The 22,447-nt window shown below is 63.2% G+C and carries 16 protein-coding genes; 5 read left to right on the forward strand and 11 right to left on the reverse strand.

The window, feature by feature from the left end; all coding sequences use genetic code 11:
• Nucleotides 1-7: 7 nt before the first annotated feature.
• Genes ACYVOC_RS08230 through ACYVOC_RS08240 form a run of 3 tightly spaced genes read right to left on the reverse strand, consistent with a single transcriptional unit; the run spans nt 8 to nt 4,724 of the window.
• Nucleotides 8-1,063 (reverse strand): 2-oxoacid:ferredoxin oxidoreductase subunit beta, encoded by a 1,056-nt coding sequence (locus ACYVOC_RS08230; RefSeq protein ID WP_116005028.1) that lies wholly within the window; start codon nt 1,061-1,063, stop codon nt 8-10.
• Nucleotides 1,060-2,892, reverse strand: a complete 1,833-nt coding sequence (locus ACYVOC_RS08235; protein ID WP_461161447.1) for a 2-oxoacid:acceptor oxidoreductase subunit alpha — start codon at nt 2,890-2,892, stop codon at nt 1,060-1,062. Before ACYVOC_RS08235 ends, ACYVOC_RS08230 begins: the two co-directional genes overlap by 4 nt.
• Nucleotides 2,889-4,724 (reverse strand): FAD-dependent oxidoreductase, encoded by a 1,836-nt coding sequence (locus tag ACYVOC_RS08240; protein ID WP_461161448.1) that lies wholly within the window; start codon nt 4,722-4,724, stop codon nt 2,889-2,891. Before ACYVOC_RS08240 ends, ACYVOC_RS08235 begins: the two co-directional genes overlap by 4 nt.
• Nucleotides 4,725-5,019: 295 nt before the next feature.
• On the opposite strand from ACYVOC_RS08240, the gene ACYVOC_RS08245 reads away from it, so the two are divergent.
• The 4 genes from ACYVOC_RS08245 to ACYVOC_RS08260 all read left to right on the forward strand — a co-directional run bounded on the left by ACYVOC_RS08245 (nt 5,020) and on the right by ACYVOC_RS08260 (nt 12,051).
• Nucleotides 5,020-8,241 carry an EAL domain-containing protein gene (locus tag ACYVOC_RS08245; RefSeq protein WP_461161449.1) on the forward strand — a complete coding sequence of 1,074 codons (3,222 nt, stop codon included), beginning with the start codon at nt 5,020-5,022 and terminating at the stop codon, nt 8,239-8,241.
• 38 nt (nt 8,242-8,279) lie between these two features.
• Entirely contained in the window at nt 8,280-9,566 is a 1,287-nt protein-coding gene (locus tag ACYVOC_RS08250) for a THUMP domain-containing class I SAM-dependent RNA methyltransferase (RefSeq protein WP_461161450.1), read from the forward strand.
• A gap of 25 nt (nt 9,567-9,591) precedes the next feature.
• Complete coding sequence (locus ACYVOC_RS08255; RefSeq protein ID WP_461161451.1) at nt 9,592-10,029, forward strand: putative toxin-antitoxin system toxin component, PIN family; 438 nt, start codon at nt 9,592-9,594, stop codon at nt 10,027-10,029.
• A gap of 90 nt (nt 10,030-10,119) precedes the next feature.
• Nucleotides 10,120-12,051: an acyltransferase family protein gene (locus ACYVOC_RS08260; protein ID WP_461161452.1), complete on the forward strand. Its 1,932-nt coding sequence runs from the start codon at nt 10,120-10,122 to the stop codon at nt 12,049-12,051.
• A 236-nt stretch (nt 12,052-12,287) separates the two neighbouring features.
• Here ACYVOC_RS08260 and ACYVOC_RS08265 read toward each other — a convergent pair whose 3' ends face one another.
• The 4 genes from ACYVOC_RS08265 to ACYVOC_RS08280 all read right to left on the reverse strand — a co-directional run bounded on the left by ACYVOC_RS08265 (nt 12,288) and on the right by ACYVOC_RS08280 (nt 16,798).
• Nucleotides 12,288-14,006 (reverse strand): ABC transporter ATP-binding protein/permease, encoded by a 1,719-nt coding sequence (locus tag ACYVOC_RS08265; RefSeq protein WP_461161479.1) that lies wholly within the window; start codon nt 14,004-14,006, stop codon nt 12,288-12,290.
• 284 nt (nt 14,007-14,290) lie between these two features.
• Nucleotides 14,291-14,959 (reverse strand): nitroreductase, encoded by a 669-nt coding sequence (locus ACYVOC_RS08270; RefSeq protein WP_461161453.1) that lies wholly within the window; start codon nt 14,957-14,959, stop codon nt 14,291-14,293.
• Nucleotides 14,956-15,912, reverse strand: coding sequence for a carbon-nitrogen hydrolase family protein (locus ACYVOC_RS08275; protein ID WP_461161454.1), 957 nt, complete (start codon nt 15,910-15,912; stop codon nt 14,956-14,958). Before ACYVOC_RS08275 ends, ACYVOC_RS08270 begins: the two co-directional genes overlap by 4 nt.
• A gap of 58 nt (nt 15,913-15,970) precedes the next feature.
• Nucleotides 15,971-16,798 carry a BUD32 family EKC/KEOPS complex subunit gene (locus tag ACYVOC_RS08280; protein WP_461161455.1) on the reverse strand — a complete coding sequence of 276 codons (828 nt, stop codon included), beginning with the start codon at nt 16,796-16,798 and terminating at the stop codon, nt 15,971-15,973.
• Between the two features lie 149 nt (nt 16,799-16,947).
• Between ACYVOC_RS08280 and ACYVOC_RS08285 the strand changes: the two genes are divergently transcribed.
• Nucleotides 16,948-17,769, forward strand: a complete 822-nt coding sequence (locus ACYVOC_RS08285) for a YecA/YgfB family protein (protein WP_116005017.1) — start codon at nt 16,948-16,950, stop codon at nt 17,767-17,769.
• Nucleotides 17,770-17,782: 13 nt separating this feature from the next.
• On the opposite strand, the gene ACYVOC_RS08290 is transcribed toward ACYVOC_RS08285, so the two are convergent.
• The 4 genes from ACYVOC_RS08290 to ACYVOC_RS08305 form a co-directional block, all read right to left on the reverse strand.
• The gene (locus tag ACYVOC_RS08290) at nt 17,783-19,471 is read right to left on the reverse strand and encodes a sensor domain-containing diguanylate cyclase (protein ID WP_461161456.1); all 1,689 of its coding nucleotides are present in this window, start codon (nt 19,469-19,471) and stop codon (nt 17,783-17,785) included.
• A 234-nt stretch (nt 19,472-19,705) separates the two neighbouring features.
• Entirely contained in the window at nt 19,706-20,128 is a 423-nt protein-coding gene (locus tag ACYVOC_RS08295) for a CinA family protein (RefSeq protein ID WP_461161480.1), read from the reverse strand.
• Nucleotides 20,129-20,235: 107 nt separating this feature from the next.
• Entirely contained in the window at nt 20,236-20,748 is a 513-nt protein-coding gene (locus ACYVOC_RS08300) for a phosphatidylglycerophosphatase A family protein (protein ID WP_461161457.1), read from the reverse strand.
• Nucleotides 20,745-22,433 carry a DUF4139 domain-containing protein gene (locus ACYVOC_RS08305; RefSeq protein ID WP_461161481.1) on the reverse strand — a complete coding sequence of 563 codons (1,689 nt, stop codon included), beginning with the start codon at nt 22,431-22,433 and terminating at the stop codon, nt 20,745-20,747. The genes ACYVOC_RS08300 and ACYVOC_RS08305 overlap by 4 nt, the downstream gene beginning before the upstream one ends.
• Nucleotides 22,434-22,447 lie beyond the last annotated feature (14 nt).

Genomic DNA, 22,447 nt, shown 5'->3' on the forward strand with positions numbered 1-22,447 from the left:
GGTAAGGTCAGCGCAGCGATGCGTTGAGTTTTTCCAGCACCTTCGAGCCGGGGCAGAGTTGGGTCGGCCCCAGGCTATTGAGCGGTGCGTCGCTGGTGTTGAGCGACAGGTGCAGGTCGGTGGCCTGCGGGTCGAGGTAGAGCAGGCCCGTCACTACCTCGCCGCGCGCCTGGTGGGCGTTCATGTAGCTGAGCGCGGCGTAGCGGTCGGTGGGGTCGTAGTCGGTGTGCAGCTTGCGCAGGCGCAGCAGGGCGCCGTCGTGCTGCTGCACGTCGATCACTTCGCCGGGCGCGTACTGCGCCGTGATTTCGCTGTGCCGGGGCATGAAGTCGATGCGGCTCACGGCCTCGTTGTGCTGGCGCACGTAGTCGTAGCTCTTGGTGCTGCCGCCGTGGTTGTTGAAGGTCACGCAGGGGCTGATGACGTCGATGAACGCCGCTCCACCATGGCCGATGGCGCCCTTGATGAGCGGTACGAGTTGCTCCTTGTCGCCCGAAAAGCTGCGCGCCACATAGGTGGCGCCCAGTTGCAGCGCCAGGCCCACCAGGTCCACTGGGCTGTCGTTGTTGACCACACCCTTCTTGCTGCGCGAACCCCGATCCGCCGTGGCCGAGAACTGGCCCTTGGTCAGGCCGTAGACGCCGTTGTTTTCGACGATATAGGCCATGCGCACGCCCCGGCGCATGGCATTGGCGAACTGCCCAAGGCCGATGGAGGCCGAATCGCCATCGCCCGAGACGCCCAGGTACAGCAGGTCGCGGTTGGCCAGGTTGGCGCCGGTCAGCACCGAGGGCATGCGCCCGTGCACGGTGTTGAAGCCGTGCGAGGCGCCCAGAAAGTAGTCTGGCGTCTTGGAGCTGCAGCCGATGCCCGAGAGCTTGGCCACGCGGTGCGGCTCGATGTCGAGCTCCCAGCATGCCTGGATGATGGCGGCCGAGATGGAGTCGTGCCCGCAGCCCGCGCACAGGGTAGAGATGCGGCCTTCGTAGTCGCGCCGCGTGTAGCCCACCTTGTTGTGGGTCAGCGTGGGGTGGTGCAGCCGGGGCTTGGCGAGGTAGGTCATGCGGCCTCCTTGATCAACGCCTGGGCGCCTTGCAGATGGGTCTGAATCGCCTGGGTGATGAAGCGCGCCGTGATCGGCGTGCCGTCGTAGTGCAGCACCTTGACGAGGCGCGCTGGGTCCACGCCCAGCTCGTTGACCAGCAGGGCGTGCATCTGGGCGTCGCGGTTCTGCTCCACCACAAACACCTGCTCGTGCGTGGCGATGAAGCGGTCCACCGAATCGGGGAAGGGAAAGGCGCGCAGGCGCATCGCGTCGATGTCGGTGCCGGAGGCCGTCAGAACGTCCAGCGCTTCCTGCATAGCCGGGCTGGTGGAGCCGAAGTAGATGACGCCCAGCGGCGTGGCATGCGCCGCGCTGCGCAGCACGGGCTGGGGCACCAGGTCAGCGGCAGTGCGGAATTTGCGCAGCAATCGCTCCATGTTGTAGATGTAGTCCGGCCCGCGTTCCGAGTAGCGGGCATAGGGGTCGCGCGTGGTGCCGCGCGTGAAGAAGCTCCCCTTGGTGGGGTGCGTGCCGGGGTAGGTGCGCCAGGGAATGCCGTCGCCGTCCACGTCCTTGTAGCGGCCAAAATCCTTGCCCGCCTCCAGCTCTTCGGCGGTCATCACCTTGCCCCGGTCGTAGGTACGTGTGTCGTCCCAGGCAAAGGGCTTGCACAGTCGTTGGTTCATGCCAATGTCCAGATCGGTCATGAGAAAAATGGGGGTTTGCAGCCGGTCGGCCAGGTCCAGTGCCGCCGCCGCGTGTTCAAAGCATTCGTGCGGGTCTTCGGGAAACAGCAGCACATGCTTGGTGTCGCCGTGCGATGCGTAGGCGCAGGCGAGCAGGTCCGACTGCTGGGTGCGCGTGGGCATGCCGGTGGACGGCCCGCCGCGCTGCACGTTGATGATGGTGACCGGAATTTCGGCAAAGTAGGCCAGGCCGATGAACTCCGTCATCAGCGAAATGCCGGGCCCCGAAGTGGCCGTGAAGGCGCGCGCGCCGTTCCAGCCGGCGCCCACCACCATGCCGATAGAGGCCAGTTCGTCCTCGGCCTGGACGATGGCGAAGTTGCTGCGGCCGGTGTCCGGGTCGATGCGGAACTTGTCGCAGTATTTCTGGAAGGCCTCGGGCACCGACGACGAGGGCGTGATCGGGTACCAAGCCGCCACCGTGGCGCCGCCATACACGCAGCCCAGGGCGGCTGCGCTGTTGCCGTCGGTAAAAATGAGGTCGCCCACTTCGTCGGCCCGGCGCACGCGGATGCCCAGGGGTGCCTGGAGGTGGGCTTTGACGTAGTCGCGCCCTAGATGTAGGGCGCGCACGTTGGAGTCGAGCAGCATTTCCTTGCCCTTGTACTGCTCGGCAAAGAGCTTCTCAAACACCTCTGCCTCCACGTCGAGCAGCACCGAGAGGGCGCCCACGTAGATGATGTTCTTGAACAACTGGCGTTGGCGCGGCTCGGTGTAGGCGTTGTTGCTGATCTCGGTCAGCGGGACGCCAATGACGGTGATGTCCGTGCGGAATTTGGACGCAGGAATAGGCCGGGTGCTGTCGTAGAACAGGTAGCCGCCGGGCGAGATTTCGGCCACGTCGGCGTCCCAGGTCTGCGGGTTCATGGCCACCATCATGTCCACGCCGCCGCGTCGCCCCGAATAGCCGTGCTCGCACACCCTGGCCTCGTACCAGGTTGGCATGCCCTGGATGTTGCTGGGGAAGATGTTGCGCGGGCTCACCGGAACGCCCATGCGCAGGATGGCCTTGGCGAACAGCTCGTTCGCCGAAGCCGAGCCCGAGCCGTTGACGTTGGCGAACTTGATGACAAAGTCGTTGACGGCTTCAATGGGCTTCATGCGGCCTCCAGCGTGTGGCGGGTGATCTGGGCATCGCGGCATTGCGGGCCGGCCTGGGTGGTATCCAGGCGGAACTTCTGCATGTCCCAAGCGCCGGTGGGGCAGCGCTCGGCGCACAGGCCGCAGTGCAGGCAGACGTCTTCGTCCTTGACCATGACGCGCCCGGTTTTGAGCGGCGCGGAAACCATCAACGCTTGCGTCAGGTTCCCGGCGGGGGCCTTGAGCCGCTTGCGCAGATCTTCCTCTTCGCCATTGAAGGTGAACGTGATGCTGTCCATGGGGCAAATGTCCACGCAGGCGTCGCACTCGATGCAGGTGGAGCGGTTGAACACCGTCTGCACGTCACAGTTCAGGCAGCGGCTGGCCTCTTTGAAGGCGGTGGCGGCGTCGAACCCCAGCTCCACCTCTACCCGGATGCTGGCCAGTGCCACCTCGGCCTTGGCCCATGGCACCTTGAACCGCAGGTCGTTCGAGATGTCGTTGTTGTAGCTCCACTCGTGGATGCCCATTTTAGTGGACATCAGGTTGGTGTGCGGTGCCGGGCGCTGGCGCACGTCTTCGTCGTGCAGATAGCGGTCGATTGACACCGCCGCCTCGTGCCCCTGTGCCACGGCGGTAATGATGTTTTTCGGGCCGTAGGCCGCGTCGCCGCCGAAGAACACCTGGGGCAGCGTGGACTGGAAGGTGCCCTGTGTGAGCTGCGGCAGGCCCCAGCGGTCGAAGGCAATGCCCAGATCGTCCTCGATCCAAGGAAACGCGTTTTCCTGGCCCACGGCGATCAGCACCACATCGCAGGGCACGCGCACCTCGGGCTCGCCCGTGGGCACCAGGCTGCGGCGGCCTTGTGCGTCGTACTGGGCCTGCACCACCTCGAAGGTCATGGCGGTAAGCTGGCCGTTGTCGTGCTCAAAGGCCTTGGGCACATGGAAGTTCAAAATCGGAATGCCCTCGTGCAGGGTGTCTTCCTTTTCCCAGGGCGAGGCTTTCATCTCGTCAAAGCCGCTGCGCACGATGACTTTGATGTCGGTGCCGCCCAGGCGCCGCGCCGAGCGGCAGCAGTCCATGGCGGTGTTGCCGCCGCCCAGCACGATGACGCGCGGTGCGATGCGGGTGATGTGCCCAAAGGACACCGAAGCCAGCCAGTCGATGCCGATATGGATGTTGTCGGTGATATCGCGCCGGCCTGGAATCTCCAGATCGCGCCCGCGCGGCGCGCCGCTGCCCACAAACACCGCGTCGTAGCCTTGCTGCAGCAGCGCGCGCAGCGAGTCCACGCGTTCCTGGTTGCGAAACTGCACGCCCATGTCAAGGATGTAGCCGGTTTCTTCGTCGATCACCGATTCGGGCAGCCGAAAACGCGGAATCTGGCTGCGGATGAAGCCCCCCGCCTTGGCCTCGGCGTCGAACACCGTCACCTCGTAGCCCAGCGGCGCCAGGTCGCGCGCCACGGTCAGGGACGACGGTCCGGCGCCCACGCAGGCCACGCGCTTGCCGTTGCGGGCTGCGATGGCGGGCATGCGCGCCTTGATTCCGCTGCTCTTGTTGTCGGCTGCCACGCGCTTCAAGCGGCAGATCGCCACGGGCTCGGGGTGGGCTCCATTGCTTTCTTCGACCCGGCCGCGCCGGCAGGCAGGCTCGCAGGGCCGGTCGCAGGTGCGGCCCAGAATGCCGGGAAACACGTTGGATACCCAGTTGATCATGTAGGCGTCGTCGTAGCGGCCCTGGCCGATCAGGCGGATGTATTCGGGTACGGGGGTGTGGGCAGGGCAGGCCCACTGGCAATCGACGACCTTGTGGAAGTAGTCCGGCTGCGTGGTGTCGGTAGGTTGCAAGGCAAGCTCCAGTCCTCGGGCCTGCGGCCACGGCGGCGCAGGAATCCACAGTCTATGACCGCGATGTGCGAACGCGCCCTCAGGTGAATCCCTCAGATGCGGCGCCTTGCGCAACAATGTTGACTACGGTCATGCCAACGCAACAGGGAGGGGAGGTGCCGATCAGCAATCAGCGCTTGCGGGCCATGGGATCGAGAGGGCGCTGTGTTGTCTGGCTACAGCCCGCATAATGGCCTTTCGCCGGAGATCGCCGTCATCGCGAGGTGATCCCGCCCCTTACTTAGACCGAGCCGCGATGCAAGCCCGACTACAGAATATTCCGATTGGACAGCGCATTGCGTTGGCGTTGGCTTTGCCGATGGCCGGTTTTCTGTTCTTTGTGGTGTGGGTGCTGGCCAGCCATCAGCGCACGGCCAACGACATGCGCAGCCTGCGCGAAATGGCTGAACTGGCCTCATTTGCCGGGAGCCTGGTGCACGAGGTACAGCTTGAGCGCGGCCTGTCGGCGGCCTATCTAGGTTCGGGTGGCACCGATTTCGTCCTGAGCCAGGCGGTCCGCCATGCTCGGACGGACGAGCAACTGGCTGCGCTACAGCAGGCGCTGCAGCAGCTGGATCTGGACCATTACGATGACCGCCTTCGTTTGCGCATCGAGGATGCGCGGGTGCAATGGAATGCCTTGCCTGCGTGGCGCAGGGAGGCGGCGGCACACGATGTGACACCCGAGGTGCAACTGGCACGTTACAGCGCCGCCATTCATGCGCTGATTGGCATCGTTCAGGAGATGTACTTTTGGGGCGGCGATGCGGATATTTCGCGCACCATCTATGCCTTTGTGAATCTCATGCAGGCCAAGGAACTGGCAGGCATGGAGCGTGCGTTGGGCGCCACTTATTTCGCGGCCCCCCAGGTCAATGCACTTTCGCGCCAGGTGTTTGTTGCGCAGGCCGATCGGCAGGCACATTTTCTGGAGCAGTTCCGTTTTTTTGCCGATGCGGCATCCATGCAGCAACTGGAGCAGTTGCTGGCCGACATGAAGGCCGCAGAGATCGAGCGGTTGCGCGGCTGGATTTTTCAGCGGATGCCAACGCGGCAGGAGTCTGCAGAAGGCACGACGGCGCACTGGCTGGCCGTGATGACGTGGAGAATCGACCAGCTCCGCCTGGTAGAAGACCGCATGGCGCAGGCGCTGATCGTGCAAGCGCGCAGCGCCGAGGAGGCGGCGCGCCAAACCGTTTTCTGGAGCGGTGCTGTCGCCTTCGCGGGGATCTTTCTGACGGTGCTGATGGCGGGTGCGTTGGCGCGGGGCATTATTTTTCCGATGGAGCGCATCACCCGCGCCATGAACCGGCTGGCAACGCAGAAGGCCGGAGACACCGATGTCGAAATCATCGACCACCAGCGTGGCGATGAAATTGGCGAGATGGCGCGGGCCACCTTGGTGTTCCGTGACAACTTGGTCCGTATTGCACAGGCAGAAGAGCGACTCAAAAATGAAGACATCTTGCGGTTGCATCACAAGGCGCTGAGCTCCATCTCTCAGGGCGTGCTGATCGTCGATGCGCAAGGCCTGGTCACCTTTGCCAATGCAGCGTTGAGTGAAATCACAGGGTATTCCTCCGGCGAGATTCTGGGCCGGAATCCGGATTTTTTATGTGCGCAGGCGCAGGACAGAGCCTGTCTGGACCGCGGGGACGGAACCCCGTGCATCCTGGAAGGCCAGCGCCGCGATGGGCAGTCGTTCTGGTTCGAGGCCATGGTCAGCCCAGTACAGAATGGTGAGGGCGTGGCCACGCATCGCGTAGTGGTGCTGCGGGACATCACCGAAAGTCGCCGGGTTGAACAAGAGATGCGCATCGCCGCTACGGCATTTGAATCGTTGCACGGCATGATCGTGACCGATGCCCGGGGCACCATCCTGCGCGTCAACCGCGCCTTCACCCGCATGACCGGCTATGGGGCCGACGAGGTGATTGGGCGCACACCGGCGATGTTCAAGTCCGGGCGCCATGACGCGGCGTTTTACGTCCAGATGTGGAAGTCGCTGGCTGACCGGGGTGCCTGGTTTGGTGAAATCTGGGATCGACGCAAAAGCGGCGAGGTGTACCCCCTGCTGCAGAGCATTTCTGCAGTACATGGAGGTGACGGCCAGATCACGCACTACGTGGCTGCGTTCTCTGACATCAGCGAACGCAAGGAAGCCGAGGAAAAGATTCGCCACCTGGCCTTCTACGACCCCCTCACCCACTTGCCCAACCGGCGTCTGCTGCTCGACCGGTTGCAGCAGGCGATGGCCTTGGGCGAGCGCACGGGCGGGCGAGGGGCGTTGCTGTTCATCGACCTGGACCAGTTCAAGGCCCTGAACGACACCCTGGGCCACGATGTGGGCGATTTGCTGCTGGTGGAGGTGGCCCGGCGCCTGCAAGATTCCATCCGTGCCAGCGATACGGCCGCACGCCTCGGGGGGGATGAATTTGTCGTCATGCTGGAGGAGCTTGCCCACGATGCGACCGAAGCCGCTGAGCAGACGCGGGTGGTTGCAGAGAAGGTGCTCACAGCACTCAACCAGTCCTATGTGCTGGCAGGGCATGAACTGCGCAACACGCCCAGCATTGGTGTGACCCTCTTCCATGGGCAGGCGGCCACTGTCGATGATCTGCTGCGCCAGGCTGATTTGGCGATGTACCAGTCCAAGTCGGCGGGGCGCAACGCCCTGCGCTTTTTCGACCCGCAGATGCAGGCCGTCGTATCACAGCGGGTGCAGCTCGATGCGGATTTGCGCACCAGCCTGGAGCAGGGCCATTTTCGGTTGCACTACCAGGCGCAGGTTGACCGCCACGGGCGCATGACCGGCGCTGAGGCGCTGCTGCGCTGGGAGCATCCGCAGCGCGGCACCGTGCTGCCGGGTGATTTCATTCCACTGGCCGAGGAGACCGGCTTCATCCTGCCGTTGGGTGACTGGGTGCTCAAGGCCGCCTGCCTCCAACTGGCTGAATGGGCCGCGAGCCCGACCACCGCAAGCTTGTACCTGTCGGTCAACGTCAGTGCGCGCCAGTTCCAGCAATCGACGTTTGTTGATGGCGTTTTGGCTGCGCTGCGGTTGACCGGCGCCAACCCGCTTCGTTTGCGGCTGGAGCTGACCGAGAGCCTGTTGCTCAGTGACGCTGAAAACGTCATCGCCAAAATGCTGGAACTCAAATCCCACGGCATCGGGCTTGCGCTCGATGATTTCGGCACCGGCTATTCGTCCCTGGCCTACCTTCGGCGCTTGCCGCTGGACCTTCTCAAGATCGATCGCGCCTTTGTGCACGACATTTTGATCGACCCGAACGTCGCCGCCATTGCCCGCACCATCGTGGCATTGGCCCACAGCCTGGGGCTGACCGTGGTCGCCGAAGGTGTGGAGCAGCAAGGGCAGTTTGACTATCTGGTGGAACAGGGTTGCACGGGCTACCAAGGCTACCTGTTTGGTCGGCCTGTGCCCGTACAACAACTCATTTCGTCGCGATTGTCCTGAGGCGTTCCGGGGGGAAAGCCTTATCCTCGGGGCTTGCTATGAACCAACTTCAACTCTTTTTACCCTGCGCCGCTGGCGTGGAGGGTTTTCTGGCCGACGAGGTGCACCGTATCACTGGCCTCACGGGAAACGATCTGCTCACCGGACGCGGCGGCGTGCTGCTGCGTGCGTCCTGGCGCGATGCGATGCTGCTCAACCTGCACAGCCGCCTTGCGCAGCGTGTGCTGGTGCAGCTGGCCCACCGCCCCTACCGCAACGAAAACGACCTGTACGAAGCGGCCAGCAGCGTGGCCTGGGAGATCTGGTTTACCACGCGCCAGACCTTCAAGGTCGAGGTGACGGCGCAGCACAGCCCGCTCACCAGCTTGAACTTTGCCGGTCTGCGCGTGAAAGACGCGGTGGCGGACCGTTTCCGTGCCAAGAGCGGCGTACGCCCGGACGTGAACACCCAATGGCCGGACATGCGCATCCACCTGCACCTGACCACAGAAGAGGCCACGGTCTATATCGACACCTCGGGCGAGCCCCTGTTCAAGCGCGGCTGGCGCGAGGACAAGGGCGACGCACCGCTCAAGGAAACCCTGGCCGCCGCCATGATCGCCGCCAGCGGCTGGGATCCGCATGGCGATGCGCCCATGCCACTGTATGACCCTTGCTGCGGCAGCGGCACCGTGATCATTGAGGCGGCGCAGATCGCCTGCCGCATCGCGCCGGGCCTGCGTCGCCGGTTTGCTTTTGAGAAACTTCTGCCTTTCCAGTCCCATGTCTGGAATGCTATAAAAAATGCAGCACATAACGAAGAACAGAAAAGCGCTGTAGCCATTTTTGGCAGTGATGTATCGCACCGCATGGTCGATTTTTCCCAGCGTAACGCCGAGCGTGCGGGCGTGGCTGGTGCCATACAACTGCGTGGCGGCGACGCGCTGCAACGCATGCCACCGTGCGATGCACCAGGCCTGATGCTGCTGAACCCGCCCTACGGTGAGCGCATTGCGGCCGCTGGCGCGGCGGGGCAGAACGCCTCTGAGCGTGCTGCCCAGCGCGCCCAGGGCGACGCCGTAGGACGCGAGGCGGCGCACACCGACGATGGCGGCGAATTCTTCAGCCAACTGGCCGCGCACTGGAAGAAAAATTATGCAGGTTGGACGGCCTGGATGCTGACGCCCGACCTCAAGCTCCCCAGCAAGATGCGCCTGAAAGAATCGCGCCGCGTGCCCATGTGGAACGGCCCGATCGAGTGCCGCCTGTTCCGTTTCGACATGGTCAAGGGCGCCGCGCGCACTCGGCCGGGCAGTGCCGCAACCGAGGCGGTCGATGGCGATTGAGTCGGCAGCGACCATTGCGCGGTCGGTGGTGATCGACACCAATATCGTGCTTGATCTATTGGTGTTTTCCGACGAAACCGTGGCTTCTCTCAGACTCTTACTGGCCAGCGGCGCTTTGCACTGGATTGCTGCGCCGGCCATGCGTGTTGAACTTGCGCGCGTTTTGGGTTATCCGCAGATCGCGCCACGCCTAGCCCACTACGGACTCAATGCGCAGCAGGTGTTGCAGGCTTTTGATGCGAAGTCCTGTGCCGTGCCCCCCGCGCCCCGCGCCAGCGCCGTGTGCAAGGATCCAGACGATCAGCAGTTTATCGACTTGGCGGTGCAGCACAACGCTCTCTTGCTCAGCAAGGATCGTGCTGTGCTCAGCCTGCACAAGCGGCTGCTGGTGTTGGGCGTGCATGCCATGCCGACCATTGCGGCGGAGGTGGATTCGTGCAGACTTGGCATCGTGACGTTTTAGTCCAATCCTATTTGGTCGCTTGTGAAATTTTGAGATAAGTCGACTTTTCTTGCGGCGAAGATCCAGTAGCTAAAAATTAAGAGGTGCTTGGTGGGGGGGGATAAAAATATTAAATATAGAGCGGATATTGATGGTTTGCGTGCTATCGCTGTGTCTATGGTGCTTGCGGTGCATGCTTTCCCCAAATTACTTCCCAACGGATATGTGGGTGTGGATGTATTTTTTGTAATATCAGGTTATTTAATTACATCGATTTTATTGGGAGAGTTGAATCAAGAGAAATTTTCAATTAGAAATTTCTATATTCGAAGGGTCAATAGGATATTCCCAGGGTTGTTGCTGGTGTTGTGTTTTTGCATATTTTTTGCACCGCTGGTGATGTACCCTGATGAGTACCGATTGATGGGGGGATCTGTTCTTTACAGTGTGTTTTTTGCTGCTAATATAAATTTTTATTTAGAGGCTGGATATTGGGATATTGCGAGCAAATTAAAGCCACTTTTGCATTTGTGGTCGCTGGGGGTGGAGGAGCAATTCTATCTAATATGGCCATTGGTATTATTTTTGGCCCATTGGAAAAAACGCTCGGTTGTCGCGACATCTTTGGTGATTTTGTTTGGTTCTCTTGTGGTGAACCTTGTTCTGACGAGTAAGAGTCAGCCTGCAGGGTTTTATTTGCCCATGGGAAGATTTTGGGAGTTGGCTTCGGGTGGGTTGCTTGCCTGCATTCAGTGGCGCAGAGAGAATGTACGGATGAATGAGGATTCCCTGTTGAGGGAGCGTGGCGTCCAAAATGCTCTGGGATGGTGCGGCATTGGAATGCTTGCGGCGACGCAATGGACGCCCATGCATGCTGACGCCTTTCCTGGTTTTTATGTCATAGCGGTCGTTGCAGCAACTGTCATGCTCATGCTTGCAGGCCCTGAAGCCTGGTTCAACCGCAAGGTACTTTCTTATCCTGCCGTTGTCTACATCGGAAAAATAAGTTATCCACTGTATTTGTGGCATTGGCCCTTGCTGGTCTTTGCCCGGCTGATTGGTGATGGGCAATGGACATCTACTCACCGAAATCTAGCCCTTTTGGGTGCGATGGTGTTGGCAATGCTGACTTACCATTGTGTGGAACGGCCTTTGGTGAAGCGCGTAACGCACAAAAATCTTCTCGCCCTAGTGCTATTGGGTCTGATGGTTTTGATGGGCATGCTAGCTGGATTGATTTATAAAAATAAACTTTCACTCACGCCGGCGCCCTATGCAAATACGCCCTTGCTGGAGTATGAAAGGCCTGCGATCCAGAGTCGGAACAAAGTGGTCTTGTTGGGCGACAGTAATGCGGGGCACTTCTCCTACGGACTTTCTCTGCTGTATGGTGATCGATTAGAGACTATTGCTACTCCAGGGTGGCCTTATTTGGAAGGTACTAAATATCGTGAGGGCTATGTTCCGCATCATGATCATCGGGGATCGCCAGAGTTGACTCGGCAGGCATTGGCGCGTATTGAATCAGACCCAGATGTTAAGCTGGTGATTTTGTCTAATGCTTACTTGATGTATTTGCCGGCAGATAATATTCGCAGTATGGAGAGAGCACAAACGGAAACGGTTGCGCAAGCTTATGAGGCAGGTCTTCGTAAAACCATGGAGAGATTGTTGGCGCAGCAGAAAAAAATAATACTTGTCAAATCTATTCCAACCTACCCGATGCTCTCTACGGTGACTGCGTGTGCAAGTGAGGTTCGACCGGCCTGGAGGCGACAACCTGCTGACTGCATCCGTGACCGAGATGTTGTTGATTTCGAGCGTCGTGAATACGATGCGCTGGTGGGGCGCGCTGTAGATGGCCTGCATGATGTGAGTATTTTCAATACGTTGGATGAGCTATGTGATGCGCGGTATTGCTATGTCAATCGAAATGGAATTTTGATGTATATAGACTCAGGACACTTCACCACAGCAGGCAGTCAGCTAATGGCGGCCGCGTTGGCTCGTCAGATCGAAGTGGCAATGCAGAAAAACCATTGAGTGATTTTCAGAAAATACCTTCGGAGGCGGACATGGCATTAATATTGCTTGAATTCCCGTATGCCGCCCCAAGCTTCGAACGGAAGGCTCCCAGCGTTCCTGGGCGCAGGTGTTCCAGTTCCGCGCGGTGACCGGCAGTGTCTGCGTACGCGCTGCACGCTGATGACACAGACGCTGTCACGTCCATTGCTCTCATGGGCGTGGTGTGAGCTGGCTCGATTGCAGAGAGCCTTGCTTCACTCTGCGAATTGAAAGTCAGCAGCGGCGTTGAGCTGCCAGGCACCGTCGTCCTTGAACTCCAGCACATGGCTGTGGTACTGCAGCACCGCATGCCGGTGCGCAATGCTTACCAAGGTGATGCCGCTTTCGCGCAGCCGCTGGTAGAGCGCGGTTTCGTTGGCACTGTCGAGCGCGCTGGTGGCTTCGTCCAGAATCACCATGCGGGGACTGCATGCCAGCACCCGCGCAAACGCCAGGCGTTGCTGCTCACCGGTGGACAGCAGTTTTTCCCAATCGTGCACTGCATCGAGCCCGCCGACCCGCTCGGCCAGCGTCTCGAGGTGCACCGCCTGGAGCAGTTCCAGCAGCCGCTCATCTGCAAGTTCGGTCGTGGCCGCCGGATAAACGATCTGGCTGCGCAGCGTGCCACTTTGCATGTAAGGGCGTTGTGGCAAAAAGAACATGTCTTCGATAGGCGGGTGCTGCACCATGCCGCTGCCGCTGTTCCACAAGCCGGCAATGGCGCGCAGCAGCGAACTCTTGCCACAGCCGCTCGGGCCTGTGATAAGTAGCGCCTCTCCGGATGCGATGTGCAGCGACAAGTTCTGTATCAACATGCGGCGGAAATCGGGCGTATACAGTGTGAGCCCCTCGATGGCCAAGGTGTCGCCAGCGCGCCTCCCAATCGTGGGCGAGGGATCTGTCTTCATGACGGCTGCTACCCCGTCCATCGCTGGTGGCTCGGCCCACGGTGTTGGAGCGGCCGGGGTTTTGAGCACTACCTGCGAGAGCGCGTGCAGCCGGTCAATACCCGCCACAAAGCGGCTCAAGCTCTCGAAGTTGTCCACGATGAGCGAGACGGCCGCCAGCACCGCAGTGAAAGCGCCCGCCGCCTGCACCGCGCGGCCCACTTCCATTTCGCCCGCCAGCACAGTGCCTGCCAGCACGACGCTGGGCACTACCAGGGTGAGTTGGCTGAAGGCGCGCTGGAACAGGTTGAGCGAGAGTTGCTTCTTGATCATTCGGGCAAAGTTGCTGAATGCGGCGTCAAAGCGTTGATTGAGCTGCGCGCGCTCTTGTGCTTCACCGCGGTAGAAGGCTATCGATTCAGCGTTCTCGCGCAGTCGCATCAGGCTGAAACGGAAATCAGCCTCACGGCGCAACTGCCAGAAGTTCAGGCGAATGAGCGGCGTACCGAACAAGTACAGGGCGCCGAAGGTTCCGAGAAAGGCGTAGACAGCCAAGATGGCGACCAGCGTGTGCGAAATGGACCAAAGTACGGCGCTGAAGGCGACGAGTTGCATCAGGGAGCCAATGAAAACCAGCAGAAAGTGGGTGGAGCGCCCGGTGAACGTGTTGATGTCCTCGCTGATGCGCTGGTCCGGGTTGTCGATGTCGCCGCGCGCGCCAATTTCGTAGTACTTGCGCTCACCCAGGTAGCCATCCAAAAAACGCAGCGTTAACCAGCGGCGCCAATAGTTGGAGAACGCATCGCGCATGTAGTAGTAAAACGCATAAACCGGTACCGCAAAGGCCAGCACGTAGAGCGTGGTGCGCACCGCAGCCCAGAAGCGATCCGCATCCCTGCTGGCCAGCGCGGAGGTCATTTCTCCGCTTTTGTCGACCAGCATGACCGCTAACTGCGTCTCGAAGACCATGAGGCCAATCAGCAACGCCAACAGCCCCCACGCCGTGCGTTTCTTGTCGCCCTGCCAATAGGGTCTTGCAACGCCCATGAACTGCTTCCAGGCGGAAAGCGACAAGGCTGGCGTGCGCCTGGGCCGGATTTTTGGGGGTTTTGAGGGATCGCCTGCGCCACGGCCGTCGGGAGGAGTGCCCGACGAGGCAGAGGTAGATAAGGGTGTGGGCATGAAGGTGTGCGGATACGCGGAGCCAAAAAGGTATCCGGCCCAGAGTGTAGAGCGGCGGCTAGTGCGGTGTGGTTCGTCAACGCACGCAGCCGTGTAGGTGGGCGCCGCGACTTGCGCAGACGCGCAAGAGGCTTTGAAGCCTGGGCCGTTCAGTTGCCCGCGAATCCCCGCATTTGTGCAAACTCTTCGAAAGGCACGCGCGTCGTGCGCATCTGGTTGATGGCGGCAGATTCGTCCGCATAACCCAAGGCAATGCCTGCAAACAGTGTCTGGCGGGCTCCCAGGCCCAGGAATGCCTTCGCCGGTTCAGAGCAGAATGCCCAAAACTCTTGCGGGCAGGTGCCAAGGCCTTGCTCTACCGCGAGCAGCATCACGTTCTGCAGATAGCAGCCCAGGTCGGCCCATTGCGGCGCGCCCATGTCACGATCGATGCTGAGAAAAATACCCACGGGCGCGCCAAAGAACCGAGCATTCTTCGCCATTTGCTGCAGGCGTGCGCTCTTGTCTTCGCGCGGGATACCGAGCGTGGCGTAAAGCTGCTCGCCGTTCTCGAACCGTCGGGTGCGGTAAGGCTCCCACAGGTTGGGTGGATAGACCGCATATTCGGGCTTTGCCTGCAGCGGCGCAGCGGCCACCTTCGCCAACAGTTCGGCCAGGGGAGTGCCGGTGAGCGCATGCACGCGCCAGGGCTGGAGGTTGCCGCCCGAAGGGGCGCGTGCGGCGGTTTCCAGAATGCCGCGCACGGTGGCAGCGGGTGGCGCCTCTGGGCGAAAGGCGCGCACCGACATGCGCCGGGTGATGGCGTCGGTCACCTTCATGGGCGATGCGGGGCGGTGCTGGCGCCAGGCTCCAGCTGCACGGCGCGTTGTGCTGCGGTGTTGACGGCCAGCTGGAACACGTCGGGCCGCGCGTAATGGCCCACGGGGTCGAAATCCATCTGCGCGCGGGGAATGTCGTCGAGGTCGATCTCGGCGGTCAGCAGTACATCCTCACCATAGACGGGCCCGGCCAGCACCTTGCCTGCGGGGCTGATGATGCAGCTGCCGCCACGCATGAGCAGCGTTTCGGGGTCGTCGGGGAGGCGGTTGTGCATCGATGCGCTGGGGAACTGTGCGCGGCGCAGGTGCTGGCAGCTCGACAGCACAAAGCAGCGCCCTTCCATGGCGATGTGCTGCATCGTGCTGATCCAGCTGTCGCGGTCGTCGGCCGTGGGCGCGCAATACAGCGCCACGCGCTGCTGGTACATGGCCATGCGCAGCGCGGGCATGTAGTTCTCCCAACAGATCACGGCGCCGAGCTTGCCAAAGGGGGTTTCCACTGCCTGCAGGGTGGAGCCGTCGCCGTAGCCCCACACCAGGCGCTCCAGTGCCGTGGGCATGAGCTTGCGGTGGTGGCCCAGCACGGTGCCCTCAGGCCCCAGGTACACGGCGGTGCAGTACAGCGTGCCGCCCTCGCGCTCGATGATGCCGACGCAGACGTAGAGCTTGTGCGCGCCTGCGGCCTGGGCCAACTGCGCAATTTCGGGGCCGTCCAGCGTCACGGCCGCCTCGTAGTATTTGAGAAAATCCTGGCGCCCTTCGGGAGTGCGTGCGCCGATGAAGATGTGAAAATCGGCCCCCTTGGGGTAGCCGCCGATGAAGGCCTCGGGAAACACCAGCACCTGTGCGCCACGCGCTGCGGCTTCTGCCATCAGGGTTTCGGCCTTGGCCACGGTCGCGGCGGTGTCGAACATTACGGTGGCGGTCTGCGCCACGGCGGTAATCAGTTTCATTGGGTGTCTCCTATGGGTTGGCAAACGCCAGTGTGCCGCCGTATGCGCACACGGGCTGTCATGCGGGTATCACTGGCGTCAAAAGGGCGTACGCGGCGCGTGCGCGCTGCAGGTCACGCCCCAGGCGACGATTTTGTGGCAGATGGCGCAGCCAGGCCAGGCGTGCAATGCTGTGGGTCAGTGTGGTCTGCACGCTGGCGGGCTGCTGCGCCACCCAGGCCGCCCATAGCAGGCGAGCCGACTCCAGCGCGCCGCTCTCGCGCAGATAGAGGGCGGTGGAATGCACGAAGCACAGCGCGTCGCGCACCTGGCAGTGCGCCAGGGGCAGGGCACTAGTGGGGTCGTCCTCGAAGTCGATGAAACCCACCACACCGTCGGGGCAGCGCACGAGGTTGCGCGCAAAGGCCTGGCTCAGGCTGGTGCCCGTGCTGTGCACCTGTTGCAGTGCTTCCAGGCCCTGGCGCCACAACTCCTGCACGGCCGCAGGGCCCTGCGCAATGGCTGCCTGCATCTCGTCGCCCAGTGAGGGGGCCGGTTCGCCCGGGCGGCCCAGATGGCGCAGCAGCAGGCCGTCATCCTGGCGGGCCAGCAGCACGGGAACCCGCAAGCCCCGCGCTGCCAGGTCGTGCAGGCGCCGGGCTTCGGTGGCTATGGCCGCCGTGCCACCCAGATTGGGGACAGGACGCAGCACCTCCAGTTGCGTCCATCGGGCCAGTGCGCCCAGCACGCGGTAGCGCCCCATGCCGTGGCGTGCACCAGCCTTCTTGAGCCAGACCTGCTCTTCGCTGAGCATGTAGCGCGCCACGGTGGGTTGCTGCAGGGCCAGTTGTTGGCGCAGGAAAGCGGCGTAATCGGGGCGATGGGGGGTGTCGGTGTCGTGCGGCATGGGCAGTGCGATAGGGGTTCGGCCAGCGGGCGTGGGGCGCTACACTTGCCGCCGTGCGTGGGCTGGCCCTGCGCGCCAGCCCCCACGGCGCTGCCATGTGGCACCACCCGGGGCATCATAAAAGCCTTTGCACCATGAACGGAGCCCCCATGACTGAACCCACCACTCCCGACGCCGGTGCACCGGCCCTTGGCCCCGACGAGCTCGATGAACTCGACGTCCTGCTGGACGATTTGCGCACACGCGGCGAAGAGATTCCGCAGTGGGAGTTTTGCGACGGTTTCATGGCCGCGCTGGTGTGCACCCGGCGGCCCATTGGTCCCGCAGAATACCTGCCCATGCTGTTGGGCGACGGTGAAGCCCTGGAAGTGGCCGAGGGCGAACCCCTGCCGCTGCTGCCGGTGTTTGCCGATGCGGCGCAGCAGGCACGTTTTATCGAACTGTGGATGCTCCGGTGGAACGAAGTGCAGCAGCAACTCGATGCCGATGTGAAATCGCTGGACGAAGACCAGGCCTACGCCCCCGAAGCCATGGATATGCGCGGCGCTGTGGCCTGCTTGCCCGAGGATGAGCGTGCTGAACTTGAAGGCCAGGAAATTCCCTCTTTTGCCCAAGTGTGGGCGCTGGGTTTCATGTTTGCCGTGGAAAACTGGCCCGACGAATGGGCCGCGCCGCGCGACAAGGAAGCCGCGCAGTGGCTCGATGATGCGATGGGGCACATCGTTGCGCTGACCGAAGACGATACCGGCAAGCCCGAAATCTGCATGTACAGCGACGACGGCCCGCCCAGCACCAGCAAGGCCCGTGTGGAAGCCTTTGGCGAAGCCATCTGGGCCGTGTACGACCTGCGCCAGATCTGGAAAAGCATGGGCCCGCGCGTAGAAACCTTGCGCAAGCCGCCCGAGCCCGGCCGCAACGACCCTTGCTGGTGCGGTAGCGGCAAGAAGTTCAAAAAGTGCCACGGCGCCTGAGGCGCCTTGGCCTTTAGGATGCCATCGCTAGGTTGCGCCCCGCACCTTTGGCTTGGTAAAGCGCCTTGTCTGCGCGCTCGACGATCGCATGGGCGTGGGTGTCGGTGGGGTTCCATACGCTGGCACCGATGCTGACCGTCATGTGGCCGATTTCCGGGAAGTCGGCTGCGGCGATGGCCGCGCGTATTTTTTCTGCCGCCGCCATGCTGCCCTCGCCCCCTGGGGTGTGTGGCAGCAGCACTGCGAATTCTTCGCCGCCATAGCGGGCTACAAAATCGACCGCACGGGTGTTTTCATCCAGCAGGTGCGCCAGTTGTTGCAAGACGGCGTCCCCTGCAGGGTGGCCGTGGGTGTCGTTGACCTGCTTGAAATGGTCGGCGTCGAGCAGCAGCACGGCAAACCCCCTGCCGGTGCGCTGGCTGGTCTGGAAGCATTCGAGAAGCTTGGTATCGAAGTGCCGCCGGTTGTGCACGCCGGTGAGCGGATCGCGGGTGGCCAGCCGTTCGAGTTCGAGGTTGGCGGTTTCCAGCGCTTTGGTGCGCTGCAGCACCTGGGTTTCCAGCGACTGGTTGACGGTGGCCAGTTCGCGTTCATGGGCCAGCAGCGCCGTGGTCATCGACTGGAGGGACTGGCCCAATTGTTCGACTTCGGCCAGGCGATGGTCCACCGGAAAGTCGGCATGGCGGTCGCCCCGCTCGATCTGACCCGCGGCCCGCGCCAACTGCTCAATGGGGCGGCTGAACGAACGGGCCAGCCACAGCGCCACCAGGCTGAACACCATGGCCGCCAGCAAGCCCAGCGCCAGCAGCCTGCTGCGCAGCGCGTGTGCCGGCTGCAGGGCCTGCTCCAGCGGCTGGCGCACCACGATGCGCCATCCCAGACCGTGGGGCGTGCGGGTGTCAACCGTGACCTGGCTGGTGAGGTATTCCTGGCCATCGTCCCAGCGCAGCCGAGCGTAGCGTGCGCCCGTACCCTGGGGCGCTACGGGGGCCAGGTGCGAGTGGTGGACCAGCGACTGCGGGTAAAGCACCTCGCCGTCGGCGTTGGCAATCAGAATCTCGGTGCCCTGGTCCCGGGCGTGCTGGTCGAAGGCGGCCTGCACCGTCTGCGTGACCCAGCGCCAGTGGATGTGGGCGCCCACCACGCCGACCAGGGTGCCTTCCAGGTTGCGGACAGGGGCGGCAATGTCGATGAAGCGCAGCGGTTCGGAAGACGCTTGCTGCGGCAGCAGCTTTTCCAGCAGCAGGGCTTTGTGTACATCACCGGCATAGATCCGCTTTTTCCCTTCAATAAACCAGGGCCGCTGTGCAACGGATTGGCCTTGCAGAATACCGTCCACCGCCTGCACCACGGTGCCTTGGGGGCTGACCACGCCCATCCAGGCATATTCCTCGCGCAGTTGGCGCCGTTGCTCCAGCGAACGCAGCACGGCAGGCTGGGTCAGCTCGCCGCGGGTGAAGTGCGGGGCCAGGCTCAGCAGCACAATGTCGAGCTCGTGTTCGCGCAAGCTGGCCCCCAGCAGATCGGCGGCGGCGCGTGCGGTGGCGTGAATGGAGGCGCCCGCCGTGGCAGCCACCTGCTGTGTGGTCAGCCGACCCACATACAGGCCAACGCTGAGCAGCGTGAGCAGGGAGAGTCCGCCAAACCACAGGGCCAGCTGGCCCCGAAGGCTGCGGAAGAAAAAAAGACGAGCGCGTGGCATCCAGTGCAGCTGTGTGAGCACCCTGTCTCCCGCACCGGTTCTGTGCCGCAAGGTGTGCCGGGCGGGGGCGAAGGCCCATTAAAGCAAGTGTGGCGCTGAATGCAAGCGGGTTGCCCCCCAGTGCGTAACCGCTCGCTACGTGTCGCTAGGAGTCTGTTGGGCTTGGAGCGTCGAAAGCGAGAATGGACCGCTGCGGCCGATGTGCAGCCGACGATTTCCAAGGCCGACAGGCTTCTAGGGCCCCAGCAGGTGCGCCAGCTGCACCAGCGCATGCCGCACGGTGGCGGCGCGTACGGCGGCGCGGTCGCCTGCGAAATGCTGGTGCTCGCTGTAGGTGCGCCCGTGCACACACCACGCCAGCCACACCGTACCCACGGGCTTGTCAGCGCTGCCGCCTGTGGGCCCGGCCACGCCCGTCACGGCTACGCTGGCCTGGGCGGCAGAGTGCGCCAGGGCCCCTTCGGCCATGGCGCGGGCCACAGGCTCGCTCACGGCGCCGTGCTGGTCGATGAGCGTGCGGGGCACGGCCAGCATCTCGGACTTGGCGGCGTTGGAATACGTGACGAAGCCGCGCTCGAACCACTGGCTGGAACCGGCCCGGTCGGTGCAGGCCCCAGCAATCAGGCCGCCCGTGCAGCTTTCGGCCGTGGCCAGCATCTGGTTCTGGGCCAGCAGGAAATCGGAAATATTGGTCAAAATGGCCTCTAACGCAATACCATCAAGCGCTAGCAGCTCTTTTTTTGATAGTAATTGGTGGTGTGGGTTCACCAGAACCTCCACAGTGCAATCACCAGCAGGGTGCAGAAAGCCGCGACAAAGTCATCCCACAAAATGCCCCAGCCGCCACGCCAGCCAAAGCCTTTGAACAGACTGTCGGCCCAGCCCACGGGCCCCGGCTTGGCGGCATCAAAGAAACGGAACAGTGCAAATGCCACCAGTTGGCCCCACAAGCCCATGGGCATGGCCAGCCACAGCACCAGCCAGAAAGCCACCACCTCGTCCCAGACGATGCTGCCGGGATCGGACACGCCCATGTGGCGCGCGGTGACAGTGCAGGCCCACCAGCCGCCCAGCGTGCTGGCGACGATCAAAAGGCCCATTTGCAGTGGCGTGGCAAACCACGGCTGCAGCACCAGGAATGCCAGCCAGGCCCACAGGGTGCCCACCGTCCCGGGCGCCTTGGGCGACAGGCCCGAGCCAAAGCCCAGCGCAATGAAGTGCGCGGGGTGGGCCAGCAAAAAGCGCACCGTGGGGCGCAGGGGGAGGGCGCTGCTCATGGGCGCTCCAGCAGCTCAATGTCCTTGGGGTAGCGGATGGTGTGCTCGGCGCTGAACTGCGCCGTGGCCCCGGCCGCCAGGGGCTGCAGCCAGGCGATGGTGCCTGGCTGCTGGTTCCAGGCCAGGCTGGTGGGCTGCGGCTGGTAGCGCGATTCCACCTCGATTTTTTCGTTGCGCGAGACCGGTGTGGCGTGCAGCACCTGCAGGTCGATGCTGCTCTTGTGGCGGTTTTCTACCTGGTAGCTGCGGCGTGTCTGGCGCTCGGTGCGCGAGCCGGTCAGGCCGGTGGTGCTGGTCATGTCCTGGGGTGCCTCGGTGCGCACCAGTACCAGTTCATCGCGGCCAAACGAAAGGCTGGTGGTGGGCGGCGCGCCCGGCGTGCGGGCGGCGCTGGCGCTGAAATCCAGGCGCCCGGTGCCCACAAAGGCGCCGTCGCGGTACAGGCCCACGGCGCCAGGCGGCCAGACGCCTGGCGGTGGCGCAATCTCGGCCACCAGGTAGGCGGCTTCTTCCACGCCCGGTGCGGTGCGGGTGAGCAGTTGGGCACTGGTCAGCTGCATGCCCAGCGCCAGCGTGACGCGCTGTCCGTTCGAGGGCACGGTGATGCGCTGCGGCACCGCAAATTCGGTGGCAAAACCCTTGTCGAGGGTGCTGACGTCAAAGCTGGGCATGGTGTCGGGCACTGCGTTGCCGCGCTCGCGCATTATCGGTGCCGGTGTGGCGGGTGCCATGGCCATCGCCTGGGCTGCCCTCTGGGGCGGCGGTGCCACGTCCAGGGTCCAGGGATGGGGCAGGCGGCCCTGCGTGGCGCGGTTAGGTTGGCCGGTGGAGAGCGTGAGCTGCACATTGCTCCAGTCCTCGCCGCTGTTTTGCGCCACCAGCGCCAGGCGATCCAGCTGCACGCTGGCCTTGGGGGCATCGAGCGTGGCGCGGTAGCTGGGTTGCCAGCCGGGGCCGCGCACCTGGTAGGTCAGGCGCAGTTCGGCGTCGCGCTCGGTGGCCAGGTTGACGGTGACCGATACCACGCGCGTGCGCTGGCTGGCCACGCGGTCGCGCTCGGCCGCCAGGGGCTTGAGCGCCAGTTCCAGCGCCTCCTGACGGCGCTTGAGCTGGTGGGCGCGGGCCAGCGCATCCTGGCCGGATTTGCGCAGCACATCGGCGGTGGCACTGATCTGCGCCGGGGAGGCGGGCAGGGCGCGGCCCCCCGCGGCGGCCTCGCCCGCGCTGCCAGCGGCAACCCCTTTGAGGTAGCTGTCCACCAGTTGCAGCGCGCCCGATTCAGCCTTGACGGCAGCGATCTGGTCTTCAAGCTCGCGGATGCGACCGTCGAGTGGGCTGGCGCAGGCCGAGGCGACGTCGCGGTCTTCGGTCAGCACATTGAACTCACCCACGCGCACGCCCGCTTCGGCGCTGATCTGCAGGCTTTGCGGGTCCAGTGTGGCGGGCAGGCAGGCCATGGTCAGGCTGCGCGCACCCGCAGCCACCTTGGCGACACGCTCTACGGTGGCGCTGCCAGGGTAGACCGTGACACGGGCGATGCGCGAGGCGCTCTCTTGGGCTGCGACGGCGCCTGCGCTGCACAGCAGCGCGGTGCAGGCCAGTGCGAATACCAGCGGCTGCGGGGAAAACGATGGGAGGTTCACGGGGCGCTCCTGGGATGTGCGGAGTAAAAACTTGCCGCACATGCTACCCCGGGTCA

The sequence above is a fragment of the Simplicispira piscis genome (genome assembly GCF_054783455.1).

What these genes read in the sequence shown, in the direction of transcription:
- ACYVOC_RS08230 (WP_116005028.1), bottom strand. Translation starts at nt 1,063, where the DNA reads ATGACCTACCTCGCCAAGCCCCGGCTGCACCACCCCACGCTGACCCAC.
- ACYVOC_RS08235 (WP_461161447.1), bottom strand. Translation starts at nt 2,892, where the DNA reads ATGAAGCCCATTGAAGCCGTCAACGACTTTGTCATCAAGTTCGCCAAC.
- ACYVOC_RS08245 (WP_461161449.1), top strand. Translation starts at nt 5,020, where the DNA reads ATGCAAGCCCGACTACAGAATATTCCGATTGGACAGCGCATTGCGTTG.
- ACYVOC_RS08250 (WP_461161450.1), top strand. Translation starts at nt 8,280, where the DNA reads ATGAACCAACTTCAACTCTTTTTACCCTGCGCCGCTGGCGTGGAGGGT.
- ACYVOC_RS08265 (WP_461161479.1), bottom strand. Translation starts at nt 14,006, where the DNA reads ATGGGCGTTGCAAGACCCTATTGGCAGGGCGACAAGAAACGCACGGCG.
- ACYVOC_RS08270 (WP_461161453.1), bottom strand. Translation starts at nt 14,959, where the DNA reads ATGAAGGTGACCGACGCCATCACCCGGCGCATGTCGGTGCGCGCCTTT.
- ACYVOC_RS08275 (WP_461161454.1), bottom strand. Translation starts at nt 15,912, where the DNA reads ATGAAACTGATTACCGCCGTGGCGCAGACCGCCACCGTAATGTTCGAC.
- ACYVOC_RS08280 (WP_461161455.1), bottom strand. Translation starts at nt 16,798, where the DNA reads ATGCCGCACGACACCGACACCCCCCATCGCCCCGATTACGCCGCTTTC.
- ACYVOC_RS08285 (WP_116005017.1), top strand. Translation starts at nt 16,948, where the DNA reads ATGACTGAACCCACCACTCCCGACGCCGGTGCACCGGCCCTTGGCCCC.
- ACYVOC_RS08290 (WP_461161456.1), bottom strand. Translation starts at nt 19,471, where the DNA reads ATGCCACGCGCTCGTCTTTTTTTCTTCCGCAGCCTTCGGGGCCAGCTG.
- ACYVOC_RS08295 (WP_461161480.1), bottom strand. Translation starts at nt 20,128, where the DNA reads ATGCTGGCCACGGCCGAAAGCTGCACGGGCGGCCTGATTGCTGGGGCC.
- ACYVOC_RS08300 (WP_461161457.1), bottom strand. Translation starts at nt 20,748, where the DNA reads ATGAGCAGCGCCCTCCCCCTGCGCCCCACGGTGCGCTTTTTGCTGGCC.
- ACYVOC_RS08305 (WP_461161481.1), bottom strand. Translation starts at nt 22,433, where the DNA reads ATGTGCGGCAAGTTTTTACTCCGCACATCCCAGGAGCGCCCCGTGAAC.